The sequence below is a fragment of the Terasakiella sp. genome (genome assembly GCF_048267425.1).
Classification (GTDB): Bacteria; Pseudomonadota; Alphaproteobacteria; order Rhodospirillales; family Terasakiellaceae; genus Terasakiella.
Genome location: NZ_JBLWXN010000011.1, coordinates 32,641 through 53,512 on the forward strand (window position 1 = coordinate 32,641; position 20,872 = coordinate 53,512).

At 49.6% G+C, this 20,872-nt stretch carries 3 protein-coding genes; all 3 read right to left on the bottom strand.

Features of this window, described 5'->3' with window-relative positions; genetic code table 11:
• Nucleotide 1 precedes the first annotated feature (1 nt).
• From ACN0VA_RS15240 to ACN0VA_RS15250, 3 genes are read right to left on the bottom strand one after another with little or no spacing between them, the layout of a single operon-like run.
• Entirely contained in the window at nucleotides 2-5,656 is a 5,655-nt protein-coding gene (locus ACN0VA_RS15240; protein WP_417821984.1) for an SDR family NAD(P)-dependent oxidoreductase, read from the bottom strand.
• Nucleotides 5,653-9,111: an amino acid adenylation domain-containing protein gene (locus ACN0VA_RS15245; protein WP_417821985.1), complete on the bottom strand. Its 3,459-nt coding sequence runs from the start codon at nucleotides 9,109-9,111 to the stop codon at nucleotides 5,653-5,655. Before ACN0VA_RS15245 ends, ACN0VA_RS15240 begins: the two co-directional genes overlap by 4 nt.
• The gene (locus ACN0VA_RS15250) at nucleotides 9,108-20,864 is read right to left on the bottom strand and encodes an amino acid adenylation domain-containing protein (RefSeq protein ID WP_417821986.1); all 11,757 of its coding nucleotides are present in this window, start codon (nucleotides 20,862-20,864) and stop codon (nucleotides 9,108-9,110) included. The genes ACN0VA_RS15245 and ACN0VA_RS15250 overlap by 4 nt, the downstream gene beginning before the upstream one ends.
• Nucleotides 20,865-20,872 lie beyond the last annotated feature (8 nt).

Below are 20,872 nucleotides of genomic sequence, written 5' to 3' on the forward strand. Positions count from 1 at the left end.
ATCAGAGAACCCCCTCTTCCATATCGTCACAGTCGGAGGTATCTTCGTCTTGTGCCCAGTTTATGACCTCCAGACGTTCACATAATTGTTTGACCGTGGGGCGTTCAAACAGGTCGTTGACGCTTAATTCGACCTGAAATACATCACGCAGACGCGATAGAACCTTAATGGCGATGAGGGAGTCGCCGCCAAGGTCGTAGAAATTATCTTCAATTCCGATTTGGGGAATGGCGAGAACCTCTTGCCAGACGGCGATCATTTGTTTTTGGCTATCTGTTTGCGGGGCGATGTAGTCCCCAAGCAAGGATGACCGGCTGTGTACGCCGTCTGTTATTTCTACAGAACTTTGTTCTTGTGTGTTCTGGTGTAAAATATCTTTATGAGCGGTGCGTTCGTTAAAATCAGAGGTCGAAATTACGACTTGTGACGGTAGGGTGTGCAGCGATAAAATACGTTTGAAGGTCTCGCAACCTTGTGCGGTACTCATGCCGCCAACGGGGATATGGCCGAGGCGTTTTTTCATCATGGTTTCATATGCTTGTGCCATGCCGACACCGCGCCAACGATCCCAATTGACGGCAATCACAGATGTCTTTACTTCGCGGGCCTGTTGGGCAGCGAAATGATCGACAAAGGCGTTGGAACTGCAATATTCCACATCCCCGGCCCCTACGTCATAAGCACTGTGGGAGGAAGACAGCAGGATAAAATCCAGCGCCTTGTCCCCTAAAAGGTCCATGACATTGCGGCTGCCTTGTACCTTGGGCAAAAATTCGTTTGCGTGGGGGGATTTGGTTTTGGACAGGATCGGACCGCGATTTTCAAAGGCGGCGGTCTGGATAAACCCATGCAAGGGACCGAAGGTTTCTTCGGTTTTGGAAATTGCGGATTTCATGGCTGCTTTGTCAGAAATATCAGCACAGAGGGGCAAGACATGAGCCCCGAAACTTTCCAGTTCCTGAATGTTGTGGATTTTTTGGGCAATGGGATCCGTGTGGGCACTAGATGTGACCTTTTCCCCGACAATCAGGCCGCAATCAGCGTGGTCGCGTCGTTGCCCCGATTGTGGGTAGGTTGCGACTTTAAAACCGCAATCGCGAAACAGGCTTTCCCACTTTTCCAATGTCAGAAGCGGGGAGTCCTGGCGTAAGTCTTCGTCCTGAAAATACCACCAGCCTTCCAATAGTCCCAGCGGCAGGTTCATCCAGCGTTGCGTGACAACTGATTCAACAAATAAAACCATGCCGTCAGGGGCCAGTATCTTTTTGACCTGTGCCATTGTTTCGCGCATTTGATGGGTGGCATGGACGCAATCAAGTTCTAAAATAATGTCGTAGCTGTTGGCCTCAAACCCTTGGGCAATCGGGTCTTGGGAAATATCCAGCAACCCGAATTTCATAAAATCCAGCCCGTTTTCACGTGCGTTGCGTTCTGCCTTCAAAACAAAGGATTTACCGATATCGGTGAAGGTATATTCGACATTTTTACCTGTCAGGGCAGGTAAAACCACATCGCTAAAGACGCCTGCTCCAGCCCCGAGTTCCAGAATACGAAGGGTCTTGTTTGGATTTTTGGCAATTTTGTCCAGAACAAGATCGCGCGCCATTTCGGTATAGACACGGTGGCGGGTATGTTCGGGAATGGCCTTGGTTGCTTTGTCCCAAATGCTTTCCCCACCGCCGGGGAACAGGACGCCGACGGCTTCGATCTCGCCACTCAGGGCCTTGGCGTAATCTTTCATGCAATGTTCAAACACATCAAAGATCGGTTTGAAATCGGGGAATTGTGTGATCAGTTCGTTATGTAAAGGTCGTGGATCATCCGCATCTATCGGGTTTTTCAAGAAGGTGATCTGATCATCATGTCGGGCAATGATATCGTCCTGAATCAGTACTTTCAGGATATAGTTGAACAGTTTGACGAATTTATCCTGAATGGCAAAATGATGGATCAAATCTGTGTGGCAGTAACTTTGTCCTTTTGTCATATCAAGGCCGCTTTGGCCAAAGAAACGGCAAATATAGAGGGAGCATAACCGATCAACTTTTTCAACAAAACCGTCATAAGTTTCAATGCCGTGAATGCCAAGGGACTGATCAATCCGATGTTCGATTTCAATAGGATCAAGCCCACCAAGGTTAAGCAAATTTTCAGACGTTGTTTGTTGGTTGCTCAGGTAAGCATCCCAATCCGTCCGATCCGGGATACTTGCGGTACCGCACAGGGCGAGATTGGCATGATGGGTCTGGGCGAGATGACGCGCGAGTTCCAGCCCGATCCCGTTTAATCCACCGGCAATCATATAGGTGCCGCCGTCACGTAAATGGGTGGTGTTGTTATCGTCGATCAGGATTTGTTCAAAACAAGGTGACCAACGGTGTGATCCGCGCAGGGCAATTAATTGACCGTTGGCATAGTGGGTACGGGGCTGATGAATTTCCGCTATGATTTGGGCGATGGGCGTTTCGTCACACAGATCAATGGCTTTACATTGAATATGGGGATGTTCCACCGGAATGACCCGCAGCGGTCCTAAAATAAGGGCCTGTTCGGCACAAATCGGTTCTTGCCCGTTCACATCGTTCAGGTTTTTGCACAGGATATACAGACTTAGGGGATCTTCGCGCAAGCCAAGGGCTTGAACGAGGCTAATCAGGCTGTAAAAACCGTGATCCAGTGTGTGTTCAAGGGATTGATTGTCCCTTATATCAAGTGACCAGCCATGAATGATTGTGTCCGGCAATTTTTCCAGATCATTCAATAAGGCGAGATAGTCGTCCTTTTCCGCTGGGCGGATTTCATAAGAACGGGCTGTCAGCTTGCGATATTCAAGGCCTGCATAAACACAAATGGTATTTTCAACCTGTTGGGCAATTTGCGTTCCGATCCCTGTTTGATCCATGAAAACAAGCGTTAATCCGTCAGTTGCAGATGTTGTGCAAAGCGGGGCTTCACGTTTCCATGACGGGATATAAAACCAATCTTGAACATGGGCGCTATGGGTGCTTGTGGGGTTTTGATCCGTCGCAGAAATCCAGTAGGGTTTATGCTGAAACGGATAAGGGGGCAGGCCAATACGTTGCGCATTTGGGGCAATGATTTCAGACCAATCAGCCGGGCAACCCTTTTCCCAACATGCCGTGATTGCGTTTAAAAAAGCATGACTGTCAGGTTTGTCATCACGGATATGGCGCATCGTGGAAAGGGGGGGGACTTGTAAGGTAAGCTTGGCAAAACTTGCAAGTGCGGTTCCCGGTCCAACTTCGATAAACAGGTGTTGGCCCTGTTCCTGCAATGTCTGTAATCCATTGGCAAACTGTACGGTGTAGCGCAAATGATCAACCCAGTAGTCAACCGATTGTGCCTGTTCATCCGTTATAAATTTTCCGGTTAAATTGGCGATAAAAGGCAGGGTGGGGGCGTGACGTTCAAGACGTGAAATCGCCTTGGCAAATTCATCCAGCACCGGGTCCATCGCAGCACTGTGAAAGGCGTGACTGGTGTGCAGGTGGGTGTGTTCAATGCCTTTTGCGCTCAGTTTGTTGGCCAATTCTGTGATGTTTTGACTTGGTCCTGAAATGACGCAACGATCCGGTGCATTATGGGCGGCAAGGCTGAGATTATCGCCCAGATCATCAACGATTTTTTCGAAGGGAACGGCAACGCCGAGCATGTCGCCTTTTGCCATCTTTTGCATCAATTCCCCACGAATGGCGACCAGTTCAAGCGCATCTTTTAAAGAGAAAACACCGGACAAGGCGGCGCAGACATATTCGCCCAGACTATGCCCGATCATCTTATCCGGCGTGATGCCGAAGCTTTTCAGCAATTGTGCCAAGGCATATTCGATAGAAAACAGCAACGGTTGGGCAATATCGGTGCGTTTGATATCGCCTTTTGCACTTCCGTTTATATAGTCGCGAATGTCCCATAATATTTTTGGCAACAAAATATCAGCGCATTTAGTTATGCTCTGACGGAAAACAGGGAAATCGGCATAAAGACCTTTTCCCATTTCCAGATATTGCGCACCTTGTCCGGGAAACATGAAAACGGTTTGAACAGGGCGGGCAGCTTGTGCAGGATGGTTCAAGACTTTTTGCAAGGCATCAATGGCACTGGGGATGTCGTGGCAGACAACGCCTTTGCGATAATCAAATATTTTGCGCCCCTGTTGCAGGGTAAAGGCCACATCGTTGAGATTTGTATCGGGATTATTTTTTAAATAGCTGGCGAGATTGTCGCAGGCTTGGTGCAAGGCGTTTTCGTTTTTTGCCGATAGGGGCAGAATGACCGGGTGGTCAGTTGATGCTTTTTCGCGTGGCAGGGGTGGGGCTTCTTCCACAATGACATGGGCATTTGTGCCGCCAATCCCAAAGGAACTGACCCCGGCGCGTCGTGGCGTGTTGTCCGGGGTGGGCCAGTCACATAGGGTGGTGTTGACGTGGAAGGGGCTGCTTTCAAAATCTATTTCCGGGTTTGGGCGTTCAAAATGCAGGCTTGGCGGAATTTGACGGTGGTGGAGGGATAAAACCGTTTTAATCAAACCCGCAATTCCGGCCGCACTGTCCAGATGGCCCATATTGCTTTTAACCGATCCAATTTTGCAAAAACCTGTTTTGTCGGTCTTGGCGCGAAAGGCTTTACTTAACGCCTTGATCTCGATCGGGTCGCCCAGTCGGGTTCCGGTGCCGTGAGCTTCGATATACTGGATGGTTTCAGGGTGAACGTCTGCATTGGCCTGTGCTTCGGCGATGACTTCTGCCTGACCTTCTACGCTGGGGGAAGTATATCCGGCCTTTAGCGCACCATCGTTATTGGTTGCGCTGCCTTTGATAATGGCGAGAATGCGGTCTTGGTCGCGCATGGCATCACCCAGTCGTTTTAAGACGATCAAGCCAACCCCACTGCCACCGACCAAACCGCTGGAATTGGCATCAAAGGCGCGGCAATGTCCGTCCTTGGATTGTGTGCCGCCTTCTTCATACAGATATCCGCTGATATGGGGGACTTGCAGGGTGACACCACCAGCAAGCACCATATCGTTTTGATAAGACAGCAGGCTTTGACACGCCAAATCCACCGCGACGAGGGAGGTTGAACAAGCCGTTGACACACTTAAACTTGTGCCCTTCAAATTCATTTTATAGGACACCCGCGTACACATATAATCTTTGTCGCTGGAAGCCAGAACCAGATAGGGTCCTTTGTCCATGACGGCTTGCGGGTTTTCCATCATGGCGCGCAGCAGGTAACTGTTCAGGCCCGATCCCCCATAAACCCCAATGCGCCCGTCAAATTGATCGGGGTCGTATCCGGCATCTTCCAGTGCCGCCCAGGATTGTTCTAGGAATAGACGGTGTTGCGGATCAATAATCTCTGCCTCGGTTGGGGAAATCCCGAAAAATTCCGCATCAAATCCTTTGATATCATCCAGTACCCCTTGCGCTTTCACATAGTCGGGATGGCTTAAAAGGTCTGGATCAACGCCAGCAGCCAAGAGTTCCTCGTCACTGAACTGGCGTACGGTTTCGGTGCCTGAAATCAGATTTTGCCAGTATTCATGATAATTCTGTGCGCCGGGAAAACGGCACGACAGGCCGATAACGGCAATATCGTTTGTGTCGTTTGCAAACTGTGTGTCCATGTTGTTCATGTGTTTGATACCTTTTGTTCTGTTTGCAGGGGGCGACCCCGGCGAAGCCGTCCTTGACGACGTTTGGCTGCGCGTTGTTCCAGTTGATCGGTGTTGATTTGATTGTCGGTTTGATCTGTGTCGATAAATTCAGCGATGGCACGGATGGTGGGATATTGAAAAAGATCGACCACATTGATGTCGCGTTGGAATGTGTCACGCAGACGGTTACAGACCTTGACCAGCAAGAAGGAATAACCGCCCACATCAAAGAAATTGTCATCCAAACCGACCTGAGTTAGCCCGAGTTCCGCACACCAGATGTGATGAACAGCTTGTTCACTGGCGTTTAGGGTTTGTGTGGAAGGGGTTGTTTGAACAAGTTGTCGGGTATCGTCCGGTTGGGGCAGGTTTTTTCGATCGATTTTGCCATTGGGCGTCAGGGGCAGTCGGTCCAACGCGATAAAGATCAAGGGCACCATATAGGCGGGTAGGCGCGCTTTTAAAAATCCACGAATATCGTTTATGGGGGGCAGGTTTCCAACCAGATAGGCACAGAGGCGTTGATCACCCGGTTGGTCTTCACGCACGACAACGACGTTGTGTGTAATCCCGTCAATGAGTGACAAGGTTTGTTCAATTTCGCCCAATTCAATGCGATAACCCCGCATTTTAACTTGCGTGTCCATACGTGCGACATAATCAAAATCGCCATTGGGCAGGCGGCGCACCAGATCCCCGGTTTTATATAATCTACCAAAAGCACTGGTGATAAAACGCTCATGGCTGAGGTCGGGTCGTTTGAAATAGCCAACAGCCAAACCTTGCCCGCCCAGATGCAATTCCCCCACTGCACCAATTGGCACCGGGGTTAAATCACTGTCCAGTATCAAGGCCGTCGTGTTGGCTATCGGTTGACCGATGGTGACATTACCACTGGGACTGGAGGCGGACTGAACCTGTTTAATCAGGGACCAGACTGTGGCCTCGGTCGGACCATAGAAATTCCAGAGATCAATATTCAGTTCCAGTAATTGTTCGCCTAGTTCCTGTGGCAGAGCTTCGCCGCCGCAGATGATGACGCGCAAGGTTTGGGCCGCCCCTTCTTTAAAATCAGGCAGGCTTAACAATTGACGCATGAAAGACGGGGTCTGGTTTAGAACCGTGACCTTTTCATCGAGGAGTAATTGGTGAAAATTTTGGGCGTCCTGTGTCAGGGTATTGGAAACGACGACCAGCTTACCACCGCTGTAAAGCGGGCTCCAAATCTCCCACACAGACAAGTCAAAGGCGTAGGAATGAAAGACGGTCCAGACATCTTTGGTTGAGGCCTTTAATCGGGGATGTACACCGTGTAATAGATTGATGACACTGTGATGCTGAATTTGCACGCCCTTTGGTTTTCCCGTGGACCCGGATGTGTAGATGACATAGGCAAGATCACGAGATGAAACACTTATTGATATATTTTTTAAGCTTTCCTGCTTGATTAAGTTGTGTTCATGGTCAAGCAAATAACAGGGGACGTTGAGGGTGATTTCCTCCAGTTTGATATCTTGGGCAACTTTACTTTCACACAGCAACAGGGTGGCGTCTGAATCTTCCATCAAAAACTTCAGGCGTTCGCGCGGATAAATCGGGTCAATCGGCACATATGCCGCCCCGGTCTTTAAAATTGCCAGAAGCGAGACGATTAAATCAAGGCCGCGATCTAGGCAAACGCCGACACGATCCCCTTTGCAGACACCTTTGGCGATCAACCAATGGGCCAGTTGATTGGCGCGTTCGTTTAGTTCCTTGTAAGATAAAGAGTGTCCATCATAAGTTAGGGCTGTTGTGTCGGGTGTGTTTTGGGCATGTTGGGCAATGACATCATGCAGGCAGAGATCGTCTGGATAAGGTTGACTTGTTGCGTTTGCGTCTGTCACCAGTTGTTTAAATTCTGTATCCGACAGGGTATGGATGTGACACAAGGGCGCATCGTGTTTGGCGCAAACTGACAATAAGACGGCTTCAAAATTTGCAGCCATTCGGGCAATGGTTTCCGGGGCGAACAGGTCGGTATTATAGATATATTCGACTTTCAGACCGCTTCTTTCTTCCCAGACGTGGACTTCCAAATCCAAACGCACCGTTCCGGTTTCAAACGCGATGGGTTCCAGTGTCAGTCCGTCCAGTGCGGCAGTTGTACTGCCGGAGGCATGCAAAGGCGCGTTTTGTAAAACAAAGACGACTTGGGCCAAGGGACTGCGGCTGAGGTCGCGTTCAATATTCAGATTTTCAACAATTTTTTCAAATGGAACGTCCTGATTTTCATAAGCCTTCAGGGTTTCGCGTTGAACCTGTTTTAACAAATCGGTAAATGTTTCCGTCGTGTTGATTTGAAGGCGCAAGGGCAGGGTATTGGCAAAAAAACCGATCAGGTCTTCGACTTCGGGGCGGTTGCGGTTTGCAATCGGACTGCCAATAATTAAATCGTTTTGTGCGCTGTAGCTTCTGATATGCAAGGCAAAGGCCGCCAGCAAGGGCATAAACAGGGTGCCGCCAGCCTCGCGGGCGATTTGATGCAGCGTTTTTTGCACATTGCCCGACAGATAGGTCGTATGGGTTTTACCGTGATAGGTTTGCAAGGCGGGACGTGCGTAATCGGTGGGCAGGTCCAGAATGTGCGGGGCATCTTTCAGATGTGTTGTCCAATAGTCAAGTTGTTGGCGGTAATCTGTCCCTTCCATCCAGCTTTTCTGCCATTGTGAAAAATCGCCATATTGGATATCCAGTTCCGGCAAGTCGGCGGATTTATTATTGGAAAACGCCTTATAAAGGACGGAAAGTTCCCGCCCGATGATCCCGATAGACCAACCGTCTGAAACGATGTGATGCATGCTCAGTAACAAGATATGTTCTTCGTCACTGACCTTTAAGAGTTGTCCGCGAATTAACGGTGCGGTTTGCAGGTCAAAGGGGTTGAGACATTCGGTTTCAATGGTGTTCTGGATATGAAGTTCGCGCGTGTCTGTATCCATTGCGCTTAGATCGGATTTTTCCAGAACAAGGGATAGATCAGCATGAATTTTTTGAACGGGGGTGCCGTCTTTCAAGGGAAAGCTGGTGCGTAAAATTTCATGGCGACGCACGATTTCGTTTAAGCTGCGTTCCAATGCATTTATGTTAAGCCTCCCTTTTAGACGCAGGGCTGCGGGCATGTTATAGGCGGGACTATCCTTTTCCAGTTGATCGACAAACCACAGACGTTGTTGGGCAAAGGACAGGGGCAAGTCTTGATCCCGTGGTGTTGTGGTGATCGTTTGATGGTTCAGAAAATGCGCAAGCAATTCTTCTTTGCGCTGGGAAAGCTGGGCACTGAGTTCCTGTGTCATTACGCCTTTGGGGGCGTTGATGCGCAGTTTGTCATTTTCGCAGGAAAGGCGGATGTCTTGATTTTCCAGCTCTTTCAACCAGTTTATCAGGTTTGTCACAGTAAAAATTCCTCTCTTTCCTCTTGCATGGCTTCTTGCCGGGCGGCGAGTTCCCGTATGGTGGGGTTTTCAAACAGGGTGGTAATGTTCATTTCCCCACCAAAGGTCTGGCGCAGGCGGGTAATCATTTGCGTGCCCAGCAGGGAATGCCCGCCCAGTTCAAAGAAATTGTCGTCAATTCCGATATCACGCAGGCCCAGTAAATTTTGCCAAATCACCACAATCGTTTGTTCGATTTGCGTCGCCGCCCCGATGTAATCCGTTTCCAGATCGGGACGTTCATAAAGGGTGTCGGGTGTTTCGTTTTTATCCTTGTTTATCGACCAGGACGGGGTGATCCATTTTTCAATGCGGGTGGGCAGATCGGTCACAGAAATAATGGATTGATCGGGCCAAGCGGTGGATTGCATCAGGTGATCAAAGGCAGCAAGGCCTTCTGTTTCCAAAATCGTGTTTTCATCGCGTGCTTTCAGGTTTAGGACCGGGTCGTCATCCCCTTTCCAGCCATCCCAGCAAATGCTCAACCACGGTGTTTGATTGTCGCGGTTTTTAAGCTGGCAAAAGCTGTCCATAAAAGCATTGACCGCTGCATAAGGACCAAATCGTATTCCGCCAAGGACGGAAGACAGGGACGAAAATAAACAGACAAAATCCAGTTCTCGGTCTTTGAGGACTTGTTCCAAAACAAGGGTCCCACGGATTTTGGGTTCTAAATGTTGATGATAGATATCCGGTGTGAGTTCCTCCAACGGATAATCCTGATCGGTGATACCGGCGGTATGGATCACACCGTCCAGGGTGGCAAAATGTTCCACCGTCTGGGCAATTGCCGTTTGCATCTCATCAAGGTTGGCAACATTGGCGGGGATGGCCAGAACTTCTGCCCCCAACTTTTTCAGTTCAGTGACTTTTTCCAACTTATCCTGTGTCATCTTGCGGGTGACAAGGGCGAGCTTGGCTTTGAAATTGAGCGCCAAATGTTTGGCGAAGATAAACCCAAGATGCCCCAAGCCCCCGGTAATTAGAAGGGTGGCGCCTTCTTTTAAGGGCTTGTTCCCTGTTGGTGGGGCGGGCTCAAATGTTTGCACCCAACGATAACGCCCGCGATAGGAAACAAGCGGGTCGGATGTGCAGGTTAAAACTTCCGCCCTTAATTGATCAACCATGCGTGGCGTGATGTTTTGGGTGGTGGCGAAGTCGACGCATTGGCACAGAATACCGGGAAATTCCTGTGCGATAACTTTCAGCAGGGCACTCGCGCTGTAGGTGGTCGGGTTTAAGGCTTCTTCACCGTTGATGTCTTGGGTCTGGTTCAAGATGGTTTTTAAAACGGTGCTTTCTGCATTGTAACGCCGCCCGATGTTTTGGGCGATATGTAACAGGCTGATAAATCCGTGATCCAGATCGGTTTCAAGGTTGTCTTGCCATTGGGCAGCCGGGCCTTGAAAAGACCAGAAATGCAGGATGCCTTTTGGTGTCAGGTTGTTGCGTTCCAGTTGGTCGAACAATTGATTATAATCTGTGACTTCAACCGGATTCAGGGTGAAACCTGTGTCGATATTTCCACTGAAGGCATCTCCTTTACGAACGGTGATACCTTGCAGGCCCAATTGGTTAGCAAATCCCAGATCATCGACAAAGATCAGCCACGGTCCAAACGTATCGTCCAGATTAGGGCCTTTTATGGGCGCGCGCTGCCATGTAGAGACATTGAACCAGTCGTCCAGATTACGAAGCTTGCCTTGCGGGCGTTTCTTATGGGATTTGGTTTGGTTGGGGGCAATCCAGTAACGTTTGCGTTCAAACGGGTAAGTGGGCAACGCGATACGGCGAGCTTGTTTTTTGTGCCAGAATGCCGTCCAGTCGATGTTGACACCATTGGTCCAAAGCCGTGCGAGGCTATGCAGGAGATAATCATGCCCATTCTGTTTGCCATAAACCCCTTGATGGCATGCCAGAATGAGATGATCGGCTTGTTTGGCGTTATGTTGCTGGGCAAAGGTCGCAAGGGTATTGCCGGGGCCAAGTTCCAACAAGATCGCCTTGTTGTTTTCCAGCAAAACGCCAAGACCGTCGCTGAATTGAACGGATTGTCGTAAATGTTGATACCAGTAAACCGGATTACAGGCTTGATCATCGCTTATCCACGTCCCGCTAAGATTGGAAAGAAACGGGCGTGTCGGGGCGTTTAGTTTAATCTGGTTAAAGGCCATTAGAAAATCATGTTCCAACGCTTCCATCGATGCGGAATGAAACGCGTGGGAAGTATGAAGGCGACGATAAGAAATTCCGTCTTTTTCAAGTTTTTGTTCCAGATCATCAATGGCGTCAAACGGACCGGACAGAACACTGAGGTTTGAGCTATTGCTTGCTGCTAAATCCAGACCATTGGTGAGATATCCTTGGGCCTGATCGGACGGAACATGCAGGGCGCACATGGCACCTGATGGCATGGATTGCATCAATTTGGCACGTGTGGCGACCAGAAGGCAGGCATCTTGCAGGCTGAATACACAGGACAGGCAAGCCGCCCCATATTCCCCGATGCTGTGCCCGATCAGATAATCAGGGTGAATGCCCCAGCTTTCCAGCAACTTGGCACTGGCATATTCAAAGGCAAACAGCAATGGCTGGGTATAAACAGTCTGATTGATCCGTTCCTTATCCCCCCATATGGCATGCAGGTCTGTCTCCAGATGTGTGTTGAAATAGCCAAGTGTTTCATCAAAGGTGTCTTTAAAAACAGGTTCTTGGCGATAAAGGTCTTTGCCCATATCTGCAAATTGTGCCCCTTGACCGGAAAACATAAATGTCAGGGGGCGTTGTTCGCTTTCCGCCTTGCCTGTTATCGTTTTGACGATTTCTTGGCTGTCATGGACAAGTACGCAACGATGGGCAAAGGCTTTACGGCCCACATTTAATGTGTAGGCGACATCGGTGATGTTTATATCTGCGTGGGTGTTGAGATAATTTTCCAAATCTTTTTGTTGCGCTGCCAATGCCTGTTTCGTTTGCGCGGACAGGGTCAGAAGATGCGTTGTTTTGTCTATCTGTTGAGGGGCGGAAATATGCGGGGCTTCTTCCACAATGACATGGGCGTTTGTACCGCCAATCCCCAATGAACTGATCCCGGCACGGCGCGGTTGCCCGTCGTTGTCCCAATTCTGCGCTTTGGTCGGGATAAAGAACGGCGATTGGGTTAAGTCCATTGCCGGGTTCAGGGTATTGAAATGTAATTGTGGAGGGATGGTTTTATGTTTCATGGCCATCACTGCGCAAATCAAGCTGGCGACACCGGCGGCTGTATCGGTATGGCCGATATTGGCCTTGACGGACCCGATGGCACAGGTCGATGGTTTTCCGGGTCCAAAGGCAGTGCTGAGGGCTGCGATTTCAATGGGGTCCCCCATCGGGGTGCCAGTGCCGTGGGCGCAGATATAACCAATGGATTGTGGATCAATACCTGCATTGTCATAGGCTTTTTTGATGACGCCAACCTGACCGTCCACAGATGGGGCGGTATATCCGGCCTTTAGGGCCCCATCATTGTTAATGGCGGACCCTTTGATAACCGCATGGATGATATCATTATCATTTATGGCCTTATCCAGCGGTTTTAACAGGACAATGCCCATGCCACTTCCCGGGATGGTGCCTTTGGCGGTTTCATCAAACGGGCGGCAATGTCCATCGGGGGACAGGATCATACCATCCTGATAAAGATAGCCCGCCTGATGCAATACATTGGCCGATATGCTGCCTGCCAATGCCATATCACATTCCCCTGATTGCAGGCTTTGACATGCCATATGAACGGCAACCAAGGATGTTGAACACGCCGTTTGTACCGACACACAAGGCCCTTGCAGATTAAGCTTATAGCCCGCAGACGTGGCAATATAATCTTTATCGTTGCTAATCTCGACTTGGTAGAGTTGGGCGGTGCCGTCTTCGTCCAATGTGGGTTCGACGTGATGGCTTAAATAAGTCGTTGCGCCTTGCCCGGCAAAGCAACCAATGACCGGGCGATTGACCGGATCACCCGCATATCCGGCTTGTTCCAGTGTTTCCCACGCCCCTTCCAAAAACAGGCGTTGTTGCGGGTCCATCAATTCGGCTTCGCGTGCGTTAAACCCGAAAAACGGGGCATCAAATTGATCGAGATCGTCCAGAACAGCACAACCGGGTACATAGTCGGGATGATGAATTTGTTCCCCATCGGCCCCGCGTTTTAAAAGGGTGTCTGTATCAAAAAATGTAACGGATTCCACCTTGTTGTGCAGGTTGTTCCAATATTCCTCGACCGTGCGGGCGCCGGGGAAACGACACGTCATGGCGATAATGGCAATATCCTGATTATGCATTTTGTCTTGTTTTACAACGCGTTGAGTTGTTTGTTCTGAGACCTCTTGCGGGTTTAAGAATTGGGCAAGTGAAGCAATGGTGGGATATTGGAACATGGTCACAAGCGGGAAATCGCGCGCAAACCTGTCTTGAACACGACGATGCAGGCGCGCCATTAACAGGGAATGCCCACCAAGTTCAAAGAAATTATCATGCACGCCAATGGCGTCATGCCCCAACAGGTCTTTCCATAAGGCGATGAGTTTCTGTTGCGTGGCGGTCTGCCCTGCTTGCCGGACAGGGGGTGAGGATTTGATTTGTGGGGCGATTAAGGATTTTTTATCGACCTTGCCGTTGGGCAGTTGCGGGAAGTTGTCCACAAAAACAAAGGCTGCGGGCACCATGTGGGGCGGCAGGCTTTCCCCAAGGAAAGTGCGCAGATGGGTGATATCGGGTTGTGTGTTTTCACATCTCAAATAGGCAGCAAGGTTTTTGCCGGTTTGCGGATCCTCAAACGTGATGACAAGGGCTTGGCGAACAGCAGGGTGGGCCATAAGACGGGCTTCGATCTCGCCCAGTTCAATGCGATAACCGCGAATTTTGACCTGATCATCAAAACGTCCCAGATATTCCAGATTACCGCACGCCAACCAGCGCCCCGTATCCCCGGTGCGATAAAGGACTTGATGATGTTTGTCTGTGCTGTGTGGGTTTGCGACAAAGGCCTGTTCGGTTTTTTGTGGATTTTGCCAATATCCTTCGCCAACCCCGATACCGGACACACAAATTTCGCCGGATAACCCAATGGGGACCGGGTTTAAGACATCGTCCAACACATACATGCGCATATTGCCGATGGGGGTTCCAATGGGCACATTGTGGATTGTTTCTGGTAGTTTTTCACGTAAGACATATTGGCAGACATCGTCTGCGGCCTCACTTGGGCCATAGGCATTGATCAAAGGCACATGGGGCAACACATTCAGCCAGCGATTAACCAACGCGACCGAGGCTGCCTCCCCCGTCACCATTCCCCATTCCAACTTGTTTGTTGACGCTGTATCTGTTTCTTCAATCAAGGCGATGAGTTCATCCAGCACAACGGGCACCAGTTCAATGACCGTGACGTTTTCATCACAAATCAGTTGATAAAGGGCTTTTGGCGTACAAACGGTGTGGAAATCAGCGACCACACACGTTCCGCCAATTAACACAGGGCCGAGGAATTGCCAGATGGAAATATCGGATGAGGACGGCGCACTTTGTAAAAAGACACTGTCTTCGTGAAAGGACATGGCCTCAAATTCAGCAAAGATATGATTAAGCGCCCCGTTATGACGCACAATCGCGCCTTTGGGTTGCCCGGTTGACCCGGATGTATAGATCATATAGGCGCGATCGGTTGGCCTGTTGACAAGATCAATATCGTCTGCGCTTTGGCCTTCTAAAACAGTACTTTCCAGTCGTAGGGCCTGTACACCGTCTGCTAGCATACCTTCAAATTCTTGGCGGGTGATAACCGTAGCGGCCTGTGCATTTTCCAGCATGTAGGAAATGCGCTCTTGCGGGTATTCCGGGTCAATCGGCACATAAGCCGCCCCCGCCTTCATAATGCCGAGAATGGCCGCCAAAAAATCTGCGCTGCGGTGATCAAGGATTGCGACGAAATCGTTGGGTTGGATACCGGATTGACGCAACCAATGGGCAATGCGATTTGCCTGTTCATTCAGTTGTTGGTACGTCCAACGTTGCGTACCAGACACCACCGCGATTTTTTCCGGTGTGCGCGCGACTTGCTGCTTGAAATGATGCGCAACCGTGCTGTCGCTAGGATAGACAGCATCAGTTTGATTAAATCCGACCAGAACTTGATGACGTTCTGTTTCATCCATCATATCCATGTGGGATAAGGGGGCCGATAGATCGTTCAGGGCGCAATGGGCGAGGTTTTCAAAATGTTTGCCCATGCGTTCCATTGTTGTCGCGTCGAACAGGTCGGTGCTGTATTTCAAGGAACAATGGAATTGCCCGTTGCTTTCGATAATTTCAAAGGAAATATCAAATTGCCCTTCCTGTTGGTTGATCTCATGCGGCAGAACATCCAACGTCCCCCAATGTAAGGGGTGATCGCCGCCTTCGATTAATTTGGCAACTAGATCTTTAGCCTTTTGCGGTTGTTGGAAGGTGAAATCAGTCTGGAAGATTGGGGTGACACCGGCCTCCCGACTGGGGTGCAGTTTTTCCACCAAACGGGCAAAAGGATAATCCTGATGGGTTAGGGCCGACAACACGACGGTCTTTGTCTGTTGGAGAAAATCCGCCCATGACAGGTCGTGGGACAGATTTTGACGCATGACGACTGGATTGACGAAATGTCCGACGACCCCGTCATAATCTGATTTGTTGCGCCCGGTTGTCGGGCAACCGATCAGGATATCGTCCTGTTGGCTATAACGATGTAATAACAGGGAATAAAGCGATAACAAGGTAACGTAGTCGCTCACCCCGGATTGTTGAGATAGATGTTTGAGGGCGTGTGTCGTGTCTTTATCCAGCACGAAGGTATGGGTTGCCCCGTTATAGGATTGTACAGATGGTCGTGGTCGGTCTGTCGGCAGGGTCAAAACGGGTAAGGGGCCACTTAATGTATCTTGCCAAAATTTCCAGTCTTGCGTGGCCCGCTCACTGTTCAGGTATGCGGTCTGCGCCTGCGCGTAATCCTGATAACAAATGGGCAAGTCGGGCAGGACATTGCCGTTATTGAGTTGCGCAAATTCATCCAGCAACACCCATAAGGACCAGCCATCACAGACGATATGATGGGCGACCAATAATAAAGCAGTGCCCTGATCTATTGTACGGATCAGATGGGCCCGAAAGAGAGGACCGGTTTTCAGATCGAACGGTTGGCGGTAAGCCTCTCCCAATGCCGTTTGCAGATCGTCAACATTTTGCACATCTATTTCAAAGGGAATATCGGCTTGTACATGTTGAAGAATTTCGTCACCTGATACAGATAGACATGTGTTCAAAGACGGATGGCGCGCAACAATGGTTTGCCAATCCTGCATCATTTTCTCAAAGTCGATGTCACCTTGCAGGTCTAAGGCGAAGGCCACGTTATAGGCAGGTGTTTCACCATCCATTTCATGGATCAGCCATAAGGATTGCTGACCGGGGGTCAGGGGAAAGGCCTTTTCCTGTTCCTGTTTGGCAGGTCCAGACGTGGTGTTTATATGTTGGTTGTTTGTAAGTTGTTGGGCAAGTTCCGTAATATTCATCCCGCCCATCAAATCGACGATTTGCAGGGTTGCGTTTGTGCGCTCCTCCACCACGTTTTTGATTTCCAACGCCATTAAGGAGTCCATCCCCAGCAGGCTGAGCGGTTCGTCCTGTGGGAAATTTGCGGCCTCCAGCTTGAAAATGGGGGCCAAGGTGGCGCATAGGAAATCTGAAATTTTTTGAACGTCCAAGTCTGCCAGATTAAGTTTGGACGTTTCTTGTGAGGCAATGAGTTCCTGACAGATAGGCATGGTGCCAAGGGCCGCGCGGCGTTGCCCGAAAGGGAGAATGGCGAGGTAATCTTGTGAACTGCCTAAAAGACGGTCCATTAAAGCAATGGCATCCTGCGAACGGACAGGATGAAGCAATTGTGTCGCCGGATCAAAATGGTCTGCGGCCATGCCCGCCTCTTTCCACGGGCCCCATGCAAGGCTTAATCCTTTTTTACCGTGTCTGCGACGTTGTGCCATGAAAGCATCCATTGTGGCATTGGCACTTGCATATGCCCCCAGCTCAGGTGAATTTAACACTGCAGAAGCCGAGGAGAGAGCGATAAAAAAATCAAGCTCGTCGTCATCCAATACCTGATCCAAGGCTTGAAGACCCCGTATTTTCGGGCTGAATTGTTGGGCGAAGGCTTTAAAATCCAACTGACAAGCCGGGGCACGTGTGGCCACGCCCGCGGCGTGAATCACCCCCTTGATCGGTTTTGGGGCCTGATCATGATACCAGTGTTCAAAGGCTTCCAAGTTTGAAATATCAAGGGCAACGGGGATGATATTTATATCTTTTTTTTCAAATTCCCCCAGGTCGGAAGGCACATTGCGGCCTATCAAGATGATGTTTTTTGCCCCTTTACGGGCCAGCATTTTGGCGCATTCGCGGCCAATGGCCCCAAAACCACCTGTAATCAAATAACTTGCATCTTCATCCAAATCGATGGCTGTGGGGGATATGTCCGCAGGTGTTAATCTGGGAACCTGAACTCTGTTTTCTGTCAGGCGGAACTGATCTTCCTTATGGACTGTATCAATCAGATGACATAGGGTTTGAGGGACCGGATGTGTCCCTAGATCAATCAATCCACCCCAATGGTGACTTTCTTCGACGGCCAAGGTTCGCCCCAATCCCCAGAAAGCAGCTTGATGAGGGGCTTCTGTCCATGCGTTTTGGGTCATCAGCCACAAATCAACCGCGTGGTCTTTAATGTCAGTCAGGGTAGAAATGATTTGTGTACTGAGAGGCGCGATACGGTCTGCATCTGCATGCAGCAGTGAAAAATCAAGGAGATGAACGGGTGAGTCCTCTCCCTCCAGACGGGGGAGGAGCTGATCGCGTGTTATTTTTTCAGCTTGTTCCCCGGTTTCCAATAAGTGAACCAAATAAGGGTCGGCACGATCATCTTCGTCATTCAGCAAAAGCCACAGGGCATCCGGTTTGTGAGAAGCCTTTGACAGGTCAAAGTCGCGCCATGTGATGTGATAGAGGTCATCGTCTAATCGGTGCAGGGATTGTTCGTTGTCAACAAAGGTGAAGGTGCAGTCTTCCACAGAAACAAGCAGCTCTTTAGCATCGTTGAAGATATATAAGGAACCAATGAGGTGACGATCATTTTGGGTGGTCAGGGTTGCGTGGCTCCAAAACCGTTTACCGATAAACGGGCGATGGAAAACAACGCCTTTAATCGATTGCGCAACAAAACGCCCTTGTTGGTCAAACTGTTCGGCAAAATCAGCCAGCAGATGTCCACAGGCATCCAGTATGGCTGGGTGGGCAAAATAACCGTCAGTTTGCAGGTTGGGATGTTGGATTTTGGCAATCAAAGTGTGATCGTGGCGTTGGTAATTTGCAATGCCTTGAAAAGCCCCTTGCCAATCGTTTCCGCGTGCTTGCCATGTTTGATAAAAAGACGAACCGGAACAAGTCGGCCCTTCTTTTAAATCAGGAAAGGTGATGTTGATATGATCTGTGGTCGCAACGATCACGCCTTCGGCATATGCTGTCCATGAGCTGGAATCAACCTGCGCCGTGATAATGAAACGATAGCCACGTTCATGGGGGCTAAATTCAGTTTTAAGGGTGTAAGCCTTCTTTTCGTCCAGCAATAAGGGACGTTTTAAATCCATCTGTTTGATCGAGGCGCGTGCGTCAGGCATAAGTTGATGAAAGGCAGCGCATGCCATTTCAAGATAGGCAACGCCGGGAAAGACGCTTTGACCCCCGATTTTATGATCTAATAACCAGTTATGTGCGGGGAACAAGTTGGGGTTTATCCAGACAAGTGTGTCACCGTCGCGCTGGCCTAAAATATGCGTGTTTTTTTTCGTTTCCAGCTTGTATCTGCTACGTTGAAAAGGATATGGAGGTAAAGTGACCAAGGTGTAATCGCGTTCTTGATAGAGGCTGTCCCAATCAATATTGGCACCCTCCAAATATGCTTGGGGCAGGTCGGTGAAATCCGGTGTTTGCGGTGTCTCTGTTTTCAATTTGACCTTAATAGGCATGTCTTTTGCAGGTTTTAGCTTTTCAATAGCTTCTTTTAAGCTCGTAACAGGGCAAGCAAAACGATATTCAAAATGATCACGCGCGATATTGCTGCTGTAACAAATGTTTTCCAGGGCCGTTTCAGGTTGGTTCTGCAAAAAATCGATGTAATGTTCAATTTGTTGTACAAATGCCGCCTTTGTTTTGGCAGATATCGCCAGCATATGTGGTGCGTCAAACGGTGCTTTTTTCGCTATATGTTCAGTTTTTTGGACTTCACCCAAAATAATATGAGCGTTTGTGCCACTAAAGCCGAAAGAACTGATTGCACCAATGCGTTTGTTTTCGTTTGCGGGCCAGTTTTGTGATTGTGTCGGTACGTTTAAGGCCAGCTTGTCCCAATCAATATGCGGGTTTGGGGTGGTGAAAGAGGCATGAGCAGGGATTATACCGTGATGCAGGGACAGGGCGGTTTTGATCAATCCAGCAATGCCAGCGGCCCCTTCCAGATGGCCGATATTAGCTTTGACGGAGGCAACGATTAACGGGTTGTCCTGATTGCGCGTGCGCGCATAAACACGATTTAACCCTTCGATCTCAATCGGATCACCAAGGGGCGTGCCTGTTCCGTGGGCTTCCACATAAGAAATATCTGTGGGGTCCAGTGTAGCATTGTTCAGGGCGGCTTCCATCACGGCGATTTGTGCGCTGCTGTTGGGTACGGTCAGGGCGCTGGATTGCCCGTCATGGTTTACGGCGCTACCTTGCACCACGGCGATAATTTTATCGTTATCGCGTTGGGCATCACTCAGACGTTTGAGCAGGATAAACCCGCAACCTTCGCCCCGACCATAACCATCCGCATCGGCATCAAACGTTTTACAGGTACCGTCCGGGGACAACATATTGGCAGCACATTCAGCAACTGCCATGTAAGGGGATGTCATAACATTGACGCCGCCAGCCAAGGCCAAATCACATTCCCCGCGTCGAATGGCATTGCAGGCCAAATGGACAGCAACCAGCGAGGATGAACAGGCGGTATCCAATGTCAAACTGGGGCCATTTAGATCAAAGAAATGCGAAATACGCCCGGCAGCGGCACTTAAGGCAAGGCCGGTTGCACTGTGAACATCAACATCGTCGGGGGTGTTTGTGGTTTGCAGGAAATCGTAACTCATCGTACCGACAAAAACGCCGGTGCGGCTTTGTTTGATTTTGCGAGCGGCTAAGCCTGCATTTTCTATAGTCTGCCAGGCGGTTTCCAGTAAAAGACGTTGTTGCGGGTCCATCAGTTGGGCTTCGCGGGGGCTGATGGCGAAAAAGGGGGCATCAAACCCGAAGATGTCACCGTCTAGAAAACTGGCTCTTTTACAATATGTTTTGCCTTTTTGTGTCGGGTCTGGATCGAAAAAGACAGAATTTTCCCAACGTTCTGCGGGAATGTCACATGCTGTGTTTTGTCCGTTACATAATAAATCCCAAAATTTTTGCGGATTGTCCGCCCCACCGGGGAAATGGCACCCCATCGCGACAATGGCGATCGGTTCGTTTTGGTCGCGTTTGGCCTGTTCCAGCTCATGACGCAGTTCCCCGATGGTTTTCATGGCGTTTGCCATTAATTCTTTGTAACGGTTTTCCATGGTTTATG

What these genes read in the sequence shown, in the direction of transcription:
- ACN0VA_RS15240 (WP_417821984.1), bottom strand. Translation starts at nt 5,656, where the DNA reads ATGAACAACATGGACACACAGTTTGCAAACGACACAAACGATATTGCC.
- ACN0VA_RS15250 (WP_417821986.1), bottom strand. Translation starts at nt 20,864, where the DNA reads ATGGAAAACCGTTACAAAGAATTAATGGCAAACGCCATGAAAACCATC.